Below are 13,119 nucleotides of genomic sequence, written 5' to 3' on the forward strand. Positions count from 1 at the left end.
TTAAAAAAAATAGGTGACTCTTATCGCAAGTTAAATCAATAGTGATGGCTTTGTGCCGGTTTTAGACTTGTATTTACTTACCTTTTTACTGCATTTACCTCGATTAGAAAGCCATCAGTTAAAAATATACTTTTAACTGAACTTTAACCTTTTATCTCACGTATTAGTTGTATCCAATATCAAAAATTGGAACTTTATAATGCGATTTAGTGAGAGCGAAGAGTCTAGATTTATCGAAATGAGTTGGGAAGATAGAACACCCTTTGAAGCGATTGAACATCAGTTTGGCTAGAATGAGCAAGCGGTAATAACACTTATTAGTCAAGGATGAAACTAAGTAGTGTCAAATTGTGGTGTAGGAGGGTGACAGGTTGAAAAACTAAGCGTACAAAACTTAGGTCGTCTGAACTTTGCAAAGCTTATTGCCCAACTCAATATAAGAATAGGTAGTGCTTGCGGTGCATAGAATCCTTTAAGAACATCAATGCCTAAATCTATGACGATAAATAGAGTAAACGTCATTTTCACTTTAAAGTTATATGTCTAATGTTGCTTTTGTTTCAATATCAATTCTATTGCCGCATGAGTTTAACATAATTTAAAATTACATTTATATGAGGGCTATAGTTATGTTGGAAAGCTTCACCGCGGAGACACTTGCCAGAATTCAGTTTGCATTCACTGTCTCCTTCCATATTATATTCCCAGCCTTTTCGATCGGACTAGCCAGTTATTTAGCCGTATTGAATGGTTTGTGGCTTAAAACTAATGATAAAACCTATCTTTTTTTGTTTAACTACTGGAAGAAAATTTTCGCGGTTGCCTTTGGGATGGGGGTCGTTTCCGGTATTGTGATGTCTTATCAATTTGGCACTAATTGGTCGGTATTTGCAGACAAAACTGGACCAATACTTGGGCCACTTATGGCCTATGAAGTACTCTCTGCCTTCTTCCTAGAGGCTGGTTTTTTAGGCATCGCTTTGTTCGGACGTGAGCGAGTGGGTAATAAACTACACATGTTCGCCGTCTGTATGGTGGCCTTTGGTACTTTAATGTCAGCCACTTGGATTTTATCCGTTAATTCGTGGATGCAAACACCTGTTGGCTATAATATTAATGAGGTCGGACAATTTGTTCCAGAAGATTGGTGGCAGATTGTCTTCAATCCTTCGTTTCCTTACCGTTTAGTACACATGGTAGTAGCAGCCTTCCTGACAACGGCGTTAGTTGTTGGTGCTGTCGGCGCTTTACATCTACTAAGAAGAAAGACTGATGTTGCTGCGCGTCGTATGTTTTCAATGGCGATGGGGATGTTAATTATCGCAGCTCCTTTACAAATTGTTGTAGGAGACTTTCACGGTTTAAACACTTTAGAGCATCAACCTGCCAAAGTAATGGCGATGGAAGGGCATTATGATAGTCACCCAGACGGTGCACCGCTGATCTTATTTGGTATTCCTAACCCAGAAGAAAAAAGGGTTGATTACGCTATTCAGATACCCAAAGTGTCTAGCTTAATCTTAAAGCATGACTTAAACGCCCCGCTTGCAGGTTTAGATACTATTCCAGATGAAGACGAACCACCTGTTGCGATTGTATTCTGGAGCTTCCGAATTATGATTTCGTTAGGCTTTGCAATGTTAGGCTTAGCGGTATGGAGTTTTTGGAGACGCATTCGTGGCAAGCTTTATGATGACGATTGGTTAAAGCGGGCGGCCATTGTGATGGGCCCTATGGGATTTGTTGCCGTACTAGCAGGTTGGGTTACTACTGAAGTAGGTCGTCAACCTTTCACTGTCTACGGTCTATTGCGAACCTCCGACAGTCTTGCACCCATTGATGCGCCTGCGGTTGCTGTCTCCCTAATCGCATTTATCATCGTTTATTTCTTTGTTTTTGGAGCAGGTACTTACTATATATTAAGACTAATGAATAAACTGCCAGCTACATCGGGCGTTGACATGAATGACGGTCCTATCAGGACGGCACAAAAACAAATTATTGATACAACTAACACAGACCATAAGTCAGATAGCCAAGGAGAAAATCGTGGAATTTGAATTATCATTTATCTGGGCCATCATTATCACGTTCGCCGTACTCTGTTATGTCATATTAGATGGCTTTGATCTGGGCATTGGTATTTTGTTTCCATCGGCTAAGTCAGAACAAGACAAGTCCGTTATGATGAATACTATTGCTCCCGTTTGGGACGGTAATGAAACTTGGCTAGTAATGGCTGGAGGTGGTTTATTTGCCGTTTTTCCTCTGGCCTATGCCATTATTATGCCTGCCTTGTACATGCCTATTATATTGATGCTGCTAGCGCTGATTTTCCGAGGCGTTGCCTTTGAATATCGCTGGCGAACCGTGCGTTGGAAGCCTGTTTGGGACTTTTCTTTCTTCGCAGGCTCGGTTATCGCCGCTTTTACTCAAGGTATTTCGCTCGGAGCGTTAGTGCAAGGTATTGAAGTGGCAAATCGCGCCTACGCTGGCGGTTGGTGGGATTGGCTGACCCCGTTTTCATTATTCACTGGATGTGCCGTTGTCATTGGTTATGGCTTATTGGGCTCTACTTGGTTAATTATGAAAACGGAAGGTGAACTGCAAACTAGAATGCGTAGTTATGCAAAATGGTTAGGTATTGCTACCCTAGGCTTTATTGGCGTTGTTAGTATTGTTACCCCTTTCCAAGATCCAGCTTATTTCCAACGTTGGTTCGCGTTGCCTGGTAGTGTTTTTAGTGTGTTAGTTCCTGCTTTGTTAGGACTGTGCACTTGGTTACTATTTATGGGATTAAAGCATGACAAAGAAGCGCAGCCATTTATTGCCTCTCTTGGTTTATTTGTACTCAGCTTCATCGGTATTCTTATTAGTTTTTATCCTAATATTATACCGCCAAGTTTAACCATCGTTGAAGCAGCTGCGCCTGATTCAAGTTTAAAGTTCGCACTAATGGGCACAATAGTCTTAGTGCCACTTATTTTAATCTATACCGCTTATGCATATTGGGTATTCCGAGGTAAAGTAAGACCTGAAGATGGGTATCACTAATGGCTTGGAAGAAATATAAGAAACTAGCGTGGTTCGCTGGCATTTGGGTCGCTAGCGTTTTAGCGCTGGGCATTGTGGCTATGCTGATAAAGTCAGCAATCCTTTAACGTGTTTTTTTGTCGGATTTGATTAAAACTTGCATGCTGTTAACTTAAAGTGAGTATGACGCTTTTATTAGCAGCGTCGCTTTGACGATTAAGTAAGGTAATAATTTAGGGGACAAACAATTGCTTTTTCTACCTTCCTCGCTGTGATGTTAAATTAGCCCCTGACCTATCTAACTCGTAAAGGGGGCGAAAGCAATTTCAATTTCCAGCACACAAGAAAAATACAAAAAAGCCCATATTACGGGATTTTTTATGGGCTATTTTCGTAATAAACAATGCTTGAACAGTTGTTTTTCAAGGGATTATTTTTCCCCTATCAGTACTAAACCTGTTACTACATAATGATCATCGAATATATTGACTTCATAGAAAAAAGAAGTTTGTTTATGTAAGCGCTACGGATATTTTTATCTCCCACTAAATCGAGAATTTCACTTGATATAGGAAAGAGCAAAGGATTGTTCATAACAGTACTTTCAAAATTATCTATCACCTTTTCGAGCTTGCTTACGCATTGTTTTCATCAGTTCTCCTCGGAAAATGGTCAATAATTAAGTCAGTGCAATTTAAAAACGTTTCAGTATATTCGATTTCAACTTGGAGCATTATCTAGACCTTATTAGGATTGTTTACGTTTTGCTAAACGCCCCTTAAGAGAGTCTGAAGACACTACACGACCTGCTTGCATATAGTTCTTAGCAAAGCTAACAAGTTTTAATAAGGCAATGGGCTCGTCAAGCTTGTTTCTTTCTTCAATCGATTCTATAACATAGGCTGGTTTACCATTTTGTGTAATGATCAACGGCTCTTCCAAGGGAAGGTTAGCGGCATTTTTCAAAAAACTTACTGTTTCCACATGCATAACTTTACTCCTTAGTTAATGAGATATTTTTTGTGTTAGTTATCACTACAAACTACCTCATAGAAATTGCCGATAATTCAGTTATTCTTTTAATCTTATTTTAAGGCTTGATTATCTTCAATACAGTCATAATAGAACGCTCAATATATTGGTTCAAATAAAGTCTAAATATAGACTTTATTTGATGGTTGGTTTCCATGTTTCAGCGTAAGGCATCAATCATTATAAATTGAATTTAACAATCATTTAGGGAAGTGTCCGGCTATGTTTAACAAGAGCTGCTTGATCAGAACACGCAATAGTTAAAATTTTAAAACGTTTTAAAAGTATTCTTTTTTATCTGCATAAGCTTGTTTAAGGTGTTCAATTAAACGCTTCAACTTTTCAGGTAAATGTTTGGTGAAAGGGTAGATGGCATACACGCCGAGTTGTCTCGGTGTATAATCAGTTAACACACTGATTAACTTTCCTTTTTGTAGATCTTCATAAACACAACAACGAGGCACATAGACAATACCAAAACCTGCTAAGGCTGCTTTACGTAATGCTTGTGCATTATTGGTGGCTAAACTGCCGCTGATGCGAACCGTTTCCTCTATTTCACCTTTAGTGAATCGCCAGTCAAAAGATCCCTGCGCTTGATAAGTATAAGCAAGACAATTATGTGTTTTGAGCGCTTCAATGGTGGTGACTTCACCATATTTATCTCTATAGCTTGGCGAACAACACACCACCCAGTTAGATTGAATTAATGGTTTTGCTATCAAACTAGAATCTTCTAATTTTCCGGTTCGTATTGCGAGATCTAAACCTTCTTCTACAAGGTTAACGAAGTGATTTTCAAGACGCATATCAACACTAATATTAGGATATTTCTGACAAAAGTCAGCAATAGCCTCAGCGAGCAATAGCTCACCTGAAATAGTAGGAACGGAGAGCTTGATATGTCCGCTTAAACCTTGGCTAAAAGCTGAGACAGACGCAATCGCATCACTGACTTGGCCTTCTATATTTTTAGCATGAACATAAAGGCTTTCACCTGCTTCGGTCAAGCTGAGGCGACGCGTAGTACGATGGATAAGTTGTACACCGAGGGAATGCTCTAGTTTAGTAATTCTTTTACTGAGTGCTGGCGTTGATAAGTCGGCTTGCAATGCGGCTTTACTGAAAGAACCAGTATCTGCGACGTAAGCAAACAAAGTAAGATCTGCTGAATTCAATTTTATTAGGCCGTTTTAAGAAAGAGTTTATTATTTTATGTTGTATTTATTAGAAATCAATCAAGGACTATAGTGAGTTACAGGATCCCATTCACAAATAATTAAAAAGAAAGGAAGACGACAATGACATTCAAGTTCATGAGATTAAAAGATTGCCATAATTTTCAAGATTTTCGAACCTTGGCTAAAAAACGTTTACCTAGCCCTATTTTTAATTATATAGATGGTGGTTCAGATGACGAAACAACTTATCGACGTAACACCGCAGCTTTTGAAACCTGTGATCTGATACCGAGTGTATTGGCGGGTGTTAAAGATGTGGATTTATCTGTGACGGTAATGGGGCAAAAATTAGCGATGCCGGTTTATTGTTCACCAACGGCATTGCAACGTTTATTTCATCATCAAGGTGAAAGGGCGGTGGCTGGTGCCGCTGAAAAGTATGGCACCATGTTTGGCGTATCATCTTTGGGTACGGTAAGTATGGAGGAAATTGCGAAACAAACCAATACTCCCCAGGTCTATCAATTTTACTTTCATAAAGACCGTGAATTAAACAAAGCCATGATGCAACGCGCAAAAACAGCTGGAGTGCAAGTCATGATGTTAACGGTTGACTCAATCACGGGTGGTAATCGAGAGAGAGATTTGCGTACGGGCTTCTCAATTCCATTTCGGTTAAACCTAAGTGGCATGCTGCAGTTTGTACTTAAACCGATGTGGGGCATTAATTATGTGACGCATGAACCTTTCAGCTTACCGCAACTGGATGAGCATGTGGATATGGAAAATGGTGCGACCTCGATTGGTGACTATTTTACTAATATGCTGGATCCCTCAATGAACTGGGACGATGTGGCGGAGATGGTTAAATTTTGGGATGGCCAATTCTGTTTAAAAGGCATTATGAGCCGAGAAGACGCGAGAAAAGCCGTTGAAATTGGTTGTACGGGTATCATTATCTCAAACCATGGTGGACGTCAATTAGATGGCTCACGCAGCTCTTTTGATCAACTCGCTGAAATTGTCGCAGAAGTCGGTGATGAAATAGATGTTATTTTTGATAGTGGTATACAGCGCGGTACGCACGTATTAAAAGCATTATCGTTAGGTGCAAAAGCAGTCGGTATTGGAAGAATGTATTTGTATCCGCTTGCTGCAGCAGGTCAACCGGGTGTAGAAAGAGCATTGGGTTTAATGCGTGCTGAATTAGAGCGAGATATGAAACTAATGGGGAAAACATCTGTGAGCCAGCTGTCGAGTGATAATTTACGTTTTCGAACTTAGGGGATAAGCTTTATATTTAAGCTTATGGCTTTATGTTTAGAATCAGATACCGGACTAAGATCTAGGTGCTGGCTTGAGACTTCGCAACGCGAGGTAAATAGGTTAGAGGTGGATAGTTTAGTATCTTAATAACATAGTATCTTAACAACATAGTATCTTAATAACATAGTATCTTAATAACACAGTAGACTTCAGGTAAACCCAAGCCTTTCTGAAAGTACTAAAATATAAAAGCCAGTGAATACACTGGCTTTTATCTATCGATAACCACTTTTAAATACAATGAGATAAGTAATAATTTAAAACGCGTTACGGTTTGCTAAATAGTTTTCAGCAAAAGCTGTTATCGAATCATGATCGTATGGTTTAAGCCCGCCAACCACTACCGTTTTCACACCGCGTCCAATCACTTTTTCGCCATCATAGATATCAAAGTGTAAAAATTCATTGGCACGTTTAGCTTCCACTTCTAATGTACTTTCTGCTAGTTCAACGTGTACTGGGTTATTTAAGCTTAAGGTATCAAATTCGAAGTTCATGCTGTTGTACATTACTAATGGACGCGCAGGATTAAACATCACGTTATTTTCTTTCATTAATGGCATCAATAACGTAGGGAAATTTTGACCAGAGAAAACCACGTATTTTTTGATTAATGACTCAATCAGTTCAATATCGTCGCTCGATTTTCCTGATTTTTTAATTTCTAAGACACTTTTACCCTGATCGTTTGTTACGATAATATGGTCACTATCAGTCTTTGGGAAATTCAGTGCAACACTATCACCAACCATGTTTGTAAAGGTGAAATTCATTGACTCACTAACACCGTATTCTTTTAACGCTAAGGCAAATAAGAGATCGCCAGGAACACAAAAACGTTTTGAATCAGGGTCGTGAATAGGATTAAAGTCTTGGCACTCTTTTTTAGCAAAAAAACTCGCTTGCTCTGCGCTAATTTTGATGCTGCTTTCTTGCTGGGTATAATATGGATCTAATAACATCTCAGCTCTCTAATATAAAAACGTATAGGCGCGGAATAAATTGGGCCAAATATAGGGTTAACCTAGTATTTTATAAAAAAAATTAACGTTATGGAATAGTAAAAGTGCAAATAATATGCAAATTAAAAGTAAAATTCTAACTTTAAAGAGGGAGCTTTTGTATTAATTTAGTGGTAGGTGACCAGTTTTCACTAATATAATAGTTTCTTCTTCTACGAACGGAGTATGTTGGCTCATGTGAGGGCTACGTATCCAAGTATGTTTTGGGTAGGCTCCAAACTCGTCTTGAAAGGTACCAGATATCACTAATATTTCTTCTCCTGCAAAGTGTCTGTGTGGTTGAAATTTTTCTCCTGCAGGCCATTTTACTAATGCGGTATGCTGTGTTTCAACACTATGTAAAGGCATTACTTGTAAATGCCCGATACCTGGTAACCATTCCGATGTCGCTGTGTTGATTCGAATGGTTTCTAAATCAGTCGCGATAAACTGATTCAATTTAACAAAAATAAGACTGCCTAGCTCGCTGAAAGGTTTATGACGACTACCTGGCGGGTTACGTAAATAACTGCCGGCAGGGTAATCACCATCTTGAACTGAAAAAATGCCTTCTAACACGAAAATCTCTTCACCTTGTGGGTGTGGATGCTCGCTAAAATAAGAGTTTGCTGCATATTCAACAATGCTGGTGACATGCACTTGATCTTCTGATCTTGCTAATGGTTTACGCCTAACGCCTGCCATTGGACTATTAAGCCAAGGTTGTTGTTGGGTATCAATGACCACTTTTTTGCTAAAATCGAGGTTAATATTTTTCATTCGCGCTTTTACCACTCAGTTTTTAGTGCAGAATATTCAAGTACATTGAATTTAAGCTTCGTAAGTTATCGGATCTGTTATGCCATTTTTTTCGAAGGCTTGTAAGCGTTCAACACAGCTGCCGCATTGACCACAGGCTTGTTCGCGACCGTTATAACAGGTCCATGTTTTAGCATAATCTAAACCCATTCTAATGCCGTCTTTTAAAATACCTATTTTGTCCGTTTGTAGATAAGGGGCATGGATTTCAGTTTTTTCGTAGTTAGCAACAGCAGCCACATCATTCATTTTTTCAAGAAAAACTGGGCGGCAATCAGGGTAAATATCATGGTCGCCAGAATGTGCACCGTAATAAACTTGGTCTGCTTTTAATGAAACGGCATAACCAATTGCTAACGATAATAAAATCATATTACGATTTGGTACCACAGTATTAAGCATATTACTTTCTTCGTAATCACCTTGTGCCACTTCTATTGAGCTATCTGTTAATGATGAGCCGCCAATGATTTGATTGATTGAGGTAATATCAATCACTTTATGATGAACGCCTAGTTCTTTACATACCTGTTCTGCAACTTGTACTTCTTTCACATGGCGTTGCCCATAATCAAAAGTTAATGCATAAGGTGTTAAACCTTCTTCAATAGCTTTGTGTAAAACAGTATATGAGTCCATCCCACCTGAATATATAACGACAACTTTTTTACTCATGATACTGTATTTCCTATTGTATTGCTTGATAGCGAAGTGATCTCTCGATGTTTATAAAGCCCAGTCTAATAGCTATTTAATAGCACTATTTACGTTGCTGACTTTACATCTTACGATATCACGGGTATAAAAACAGCCCACTAAAAGAGTGAGCAAGATCAAATAAGGCATTTTACGTCAATGACACAAAACTATAAAGTAAATGAACTGTTTCAAACCATTCAAGGCGAAGGTTTTTATACTGGTGTGCCTGCCATTTTTGTTCGTTTACAAGGGTGTGACGTTGGCTGTGCTTGGTGTGATACCAAACATACTTGGGAAATTGATCCTGCTAAAAAATCTGATTTAATTTTATTGACCGATAAAAGTAATGAATCCGATCGTTGGGCTGATAGTTCAGCGAAAGACATTGTTGATGAAATAAAACGCTTAGGTTACAGCGCAAAGTTGATTGTGATCACTGGCGGTGAACCATGCATGTACGACCTACGAGAGTTAACTCAGGTCTTACATGAATTTGGGTTTGATATTCAATTAGAAACGAGTGGCACTTATCCTGTTCTAGTCGATGCACAAACTTGGGTTACTTTATCTCCTAAAGTTAATATGCGCGGTAAGAAGGAAGTGTTAAAAGAAGCATTGGAACGTGCTAATGAAATCAAGCATCCAGTAGGCACTGAAAAAGATATAGAGCAATTAGATGTTTTATTATCGAAAATAACATCTATTAAAGATAAAACGATTTGCTTACAACCCATTTCTCAAAAAGCAAAAGCCACCGCGTTATGTATGAAAACGTGTATTGAACGTAATTGGCGTTTGTCAGTACAAATGCACAAGTATTTACAGATTGATTAAGTTTTTTACTGACTCTTTGTTATTTCAGATGTTGAAGTGAATGAAACCGTCGGTACGAGGTTTATCATGCTAATCTTTATACAATAAAGGCTTTTAATAGGCACGCCATTATTTAATGGCGTGCCTATTTTTTTGAGTTAAGCCTTTAAGCTATTTATTGTGATTAGTATTAATTAAGTTTATTTAGTTTCTAACGCTTTATATTCAAGTTTGTAGAAATGCGCTTCACTCATACCCTTAGTGAATTGATTGTATACGCCCGCTTTAAAGTAGCTTAACAGGTGGCGCCAGTAATCAATATCATGTTCAACAAGACGTTTACCATCTACATCAATCACTAATTGTTTATTACCGACAGTGATGTCAAAAGCCGTCGCTTTATTTAAAGGTGCTTTACCTAAATCATATTTCTTGTAAGCAACATCAGCTTTACACATCTCTTTATCTTTATTCTTTTTACCAAACGACCCTTTACAAATAACTGCATTATTTTTAACCATTGCCCAGAAGTGGCCTTTCACCGAGTTAGCATCTTCTTTCCAAACAACGCGAAGTAGGGGATGTGGCACATTGTGCGTACCTTGGTTATCTAACCCTTTGTTGTGTACTTGTAGGAAGGTTATTTCATTTTGTTTTGAGTCTGAGTTTTTCATTGAACCAACGGGATCAATCATTTCAACTTCAGCACTTAATGTATAAAGTTTATTAGGTAAATCAGTACGGAAGTTTTTATGAACGCGTATTTCGTTACGAAGGTGATCATTTTTCATTTTGAAAACAAGTGCTTCACTCTTTTTATCAACATAAAAGTATTGGTTAACAATGCCATCAAAATTACCATCTAATGCAAAATATTCTTTGTTGCCTTTTTTACCTTCCGCATCGGAAATTTGTAACTCTGACTCTGTTAATACATGTTGGAATTGCGTGTATTTAGCAGGTTCGCCTAATGTTCCCTCTTGATCAGAAAACTGAACATTTGCCGTTGCAAAAGAAGAGATTGCCATGAGTGTTGAGATAGCAAGTAGTTGTTTTTTCATTAAAATAACCTTATGTGGTATTGTAGTATTTATTAAAAAATAACATGAAGATCAATTTAATAGCGTCGATTTGGTCTGGTTTTATGGATTAGCAATTAGCTTTTTAATTGCATTGTGAGCTAGAGCACAGCCATCGTGTATAAGCTTAGAATATAGAATTAGAGCACGACTGTCATAAGGTACTAAACAGTTAGATAGTCGGTCATTTACATTATATTAGCTTCCAATGTTTAGCTTAATATTCTTTATTTAATATGTTTTATTTAATATGTTTTATTTAATATTCACTTCATTCCTACGCCCACGGTAGAGCGAACTGGAATATCTTTTAAAGCGATACCTTTTACATCAAGGTCTTTTAAGCAAAATACATTCACGCCAAAATAATCAGGTGTAACGCGCTTGCGATGAAAAGGGTAGATCCCACAGACCTTGCAAAAGTAATGTTCTGCGGTATTGGTATGGAATTGATAGGTGGTTAGGTAGTCCTTTCCTGCAATAATATGCATGGCACTTTCATGTACTTTTACCATCAATGCATTTTTTCTTGCACAGATAGAACAGTCACATGTCGTCAGTTCCATAAAGTCGCTTTCAATTTCAAACTGAACGGCTTCACAATGACATGATCCTTGAATAGTGTTGATCTTATTCATTTGCTTTCCTTGTCTTAAATTACACAACGCTATTGCATTAACATCGGCCCGTCGAATAAACGTTTACCTTCTTTACTCTACACTTACTGACATTAGTTGATTTATATTGGTATTTCTAGTGTAGAGAATAGAGTTCATTAATAAATTTTGTTGTTGGAACGAGAAAGTATTGTGAATGGCTGTGCTTAGGTTATGGCTAACTAGACCATCGATGCTAACTAGGTTATGAAAAGCTAATTCAGCCACCGTCGTTCGGTTAAATTGCCAGTCATTGATTAACTCTACTTTGCTGTTTGTTTAGGATCGTTTATGCTCAGGGTAACTCGTAAATCACTAATTAAGGAAAAGTTATGCGTATCACTGCTAATTTCGATGCAGGTAATATTGAAGTTATTAATCTAGAAGATAAAAAAGATATCCAATTGGCTATTCGTCCCGATGTTGGCGGGGAGTTTTTTCAATGGTTTAACTTTCGTATCGACGGTGAAGTAGGCGAACAATACATTCTTAATATTCTTAATGCTGGTGAAGCGTCTTACCTTGAAGGTTGGGACAACTATCAAGCCGTGGCTTCTTATGATCGTCAGCATTGGTTCCGTTTACCAACATTCTATAAAGATGGAAAGCTAACTATTGTTGCAGATATGGATTGTGAAGCTATCCAAATTGCTTACTTTGCGCCTTACAGTTACGAACGCCATCAAGATTTGCTTGCTGCGTTACAAATGCACCCGTTAGTGAGTCTTGAACATTTAGGTGAAACGTTAGATAAACGTGATTTAACGTTAGTCAAAATTGGCGATGGTGATGCTAATAAACGTAATATCTGGATCACTGCACGTCAGCACCCTGGTGAGACAATGGCGGAATGGCTAGTTGATGGTTTAATACATAGCTTGCTAGACAGCGATAATGCGACGGGTAAATTACTTTTAGATAAAGCAAACTTCTATATCGTTCCTAACATGAACCCTGATGGTAGTGTACGTGGTCATTTACGTACCAACGCCGCAGGTGTTAACTTAAATCGTGAGTGGTTAAACCCATGCATCGAAAAAAGCCCTGAAGTCTTTCATGTGATTAATAAAATGAAAGAAACCGGTGTTGACCTTTTTTATGATGTGCATGGTGATGAAGCGTTACCTTTTGTATTCTTAGCTGGATCACAAGGCACACCGAGTTATAACGATCGTTTGGCTACATTACGTGACCGATTCTCTGAGGTATTTAAATTAGCCAGTGCAGATTTCCAATCTGAGTTTGGTTATGACGTTGATGCTCCAGGTGAAGCGAATATGACGGTCGCGACAAACTGGGTTGCTGAGCACTTTGATTGCCTTGCTAATACATTAGAAATGCCTTTTAAAGATAACGACAATGTACCAGATCCAACAATGGGGTGGTCACCAGAGCGCTCTGTTAAATTAGGGGAAGCATCACTAGTGGCTATGTTAGCGGTTGTTGACGACTTACGTTAGTCAACATATATAAGTACTTT

At 38.3% G+C, this 13,119-nt stretch carries 14 protein-coding genes; 7 read left to right on the forward strand and 7 right to left on the reverse strand.

Going from position 1 to position 13,119, the window contains the following annotated elements; translation table 11 throughout:
• Positions 1-199: 199 nt before the first annotated feature.
• The 4 genes from V6255_RS19320 (at position 200) to V6255_RS09455 (ending at position 3,161) form a co-directional block, all read left to right on the forward strand.
• Complete coding sequence (locus V6255_RS19320) at positions 200-292, forward strand: DUF2805 domain-containing protein (RefSeq protein ID WP_425355920.1); 93 nt, start codon at positions 200-202, stop codon at positions 290-292.
• A gap of 337 nt (positions 293-629) precedes the next feature.
• Complete coding sequence (locus tag V6255_RS09445) at positions 630-2,060, forward strand: cytochrome ubiquinol oxidase subunit I (RefSeq protein ID WP_341627923.1); 1,431 nt, start codon at positions 630-632, stop codon at positions 2,058-2,060.
• Positions 2,050-3,054, forward strand: coding sequence for a cytochrome d ubiquinol oxidase subunit II (gene cydB, locus V6255_RS09450; protein ID WP_341627924.1), 1,005 nt, complete (start codon positions 2,050-2,052; stop codon positions 3,052-3,054). Before V6255_RS09445 ends, cydB begins: the two co-directional genes overlap by 11 nt.
• Positions 3,054-3,161 carry a DUF2474 family protein gene (locus tag V6255_RS09455; protein WP_341627925.1) on the forward strand — a complete coding sequence of 36 codons (108 nt, stop codon included), beginning with the start codon at positions 3,054-3,056 and terminating at the stop codon, positions 3,159-3,161. Before cydB ends, V6255_RS09455 begins: the two co-directional genes overlap by 1 nt.
• A gap of 619 nt (positions 3,162-3,780) precedes the next feature.
• On the opposite strand, the gene V6255_RS09460 is transcribed toward V6255_RS09455, so the two are convergent.
• Both V6255_RS09460 and V6255_RS09465 read right to left on the reverse strand, forming a co-directional pair.
• Positions 3,781-4,023: a type II toxin-antitoxin system prevent-host-death family antitoxin gene (locus tag V6255_RS09460; protein ID WP_341627926.1), complete on the reverse strand. Its 243-nt coding sequence runs from the start codon at positions 4,021-4,023 to the stop codon at positions 3,781-3,783.
• Between the two features lie 320 nt (positions 4,024-4,343).
• Entirely contained in the window at positions 4,344-5,243 is a 900-nt protein-coding gene (locus tag V6255_RS09465) for a LysR family transcriptional regulator (protein ID WP_341627927.1), read from the reverse strand.
• Between the two features lie 123 nt (positions 5,244-5,366).
• Here V6255_RS09465 and V6255_RS09470 point away from each other — a divergent pair, with 123 nt between their 5' ends.
• The gene (locus V6255_RS09470) at positions 5,367-6,530 is read left to right on the forward strand and encodes an alpha-hydroxy acid oxidase (RefSeq protein ID WP_341627928.1); all 1,164 of its coding nucleotides are present in this window, start codon (positions 5,367-5,369) and stop codon (positions 6,528-6,530) included.
• Positions 6,531-6,829: 299 nt separating this feature from the next.
• Here the strand turns inward: V6255_RS09470 and V6255_RS09475 are convergent, their stop codons facing one another.
• From V6255_RS09475 to queC, 3 genes are all read right to left on the reverse strand, one after another.
• On the reverse strand, positions 6,830-7,534 hold the full coding sequence (locus tag V6255_RS09475) for a DUF3581 domain-containing protein (protein WP_341627929.1): 705 nt from the start codon (positions 7,532-7,534) through the stop codon (positions 6,830-6,832).
• 162 nt (positions 7,535-7,696) lie between these two features.
• Positions 7,697-8,353, reverse strand: coding sequence for a cupin domain-containing protein (locus V6255_RS09480; protein ID WP_341627930.1), 657 nt, complete (start codon positions 8,351-8,353; stop codon positions 7,697-7,699).
• Positions 8,354-8,404: 51 nt separating this feature from the next.
• A complete protein-coding gene (gene queC, locus V6255_RS09485) occupies positions 8,405-9,097 on the reverse strand; it encodes a 7-cyano-7-deazaguanine synthase QueC (RefSeq protein WP_341627972.1) in 693 nt (230 codons plus the stop codon).
• 150 nt (positions 9,098-9,247) lie between these two features.
• Between queC and queE the strand changes: the two genes are divergently transcribed.
• Positions 9,248-9,925 (forward strand): 7-carboxy-7-deazaguanine synthase QueE, encoded by a 678-nt coding sequence (gene queE / locus V6255_RS09490; RefSeq protein ID WP_137297276.1) that lies wholly within the window; start codon positions 9,248-9,250, stop codon positions 9,923-9,925.
• A 179-nt stretch (positions 9,926-10,104) separates the two neighbouring features.
• Here queE and V6255_RS09495 read toward each other — a convergent pair whose 3' ends face one another.
• Both V6255_RS09495 and V6255_RS09500 read right to left on the reverse strand, forming a co-directional pair.
• The gene (locus tag V6255_RS09495; RefSeq protein WP_341627931.1) at positions 10,105-10,965 is read right to left on the reverse strand and encodes a polysaccharide lyase family 7 protein; all 861 of its coding nucleotides are present in this window, start codon (positions 10,963-10,965) and stop codon (positions 10,105-10,107) included.
• A gap of 284 nt (positions 10,966-11,249) precedes the next feature.
• Positions 11,250-11,549, reverse strand: coding sequence for a GFA family protein (locus tag V6255_RS09500; protein WP_341627932.1), 300 nt, complete (start codon positions 11,547-11,549; stop codon positions 11,250-11,252).
• 422 nt (positions 11,550-11,971) lie between these two features.
• On the opposite strand from V6255_RS09500, the gene V6255_RS09505 reads away from it, so the two are divergent.
• Entirely contained in the window at positions 11,972-13,099 is a 1,128-nt protein-coding gene (locus V6255_RS09505) for a M14 family metallopeptidase (RefSeq protein ID WP_341627933.1), read from the forward strand.
• Positions 13,100-13,119 lie beyond the last annotated feature (20 nt).

Origin of the sequence: Psychromonas arctica, from assembly GCF_038155225.1 — a bacterium.
GTDB classification, from domain to species: domain Bacteria; phylum Pseudomonadota; class Gammaproteobacteria; order Enterobacterales; family Psychromonadaceae; genus Psychromonas; species Psychromonas arctica_B.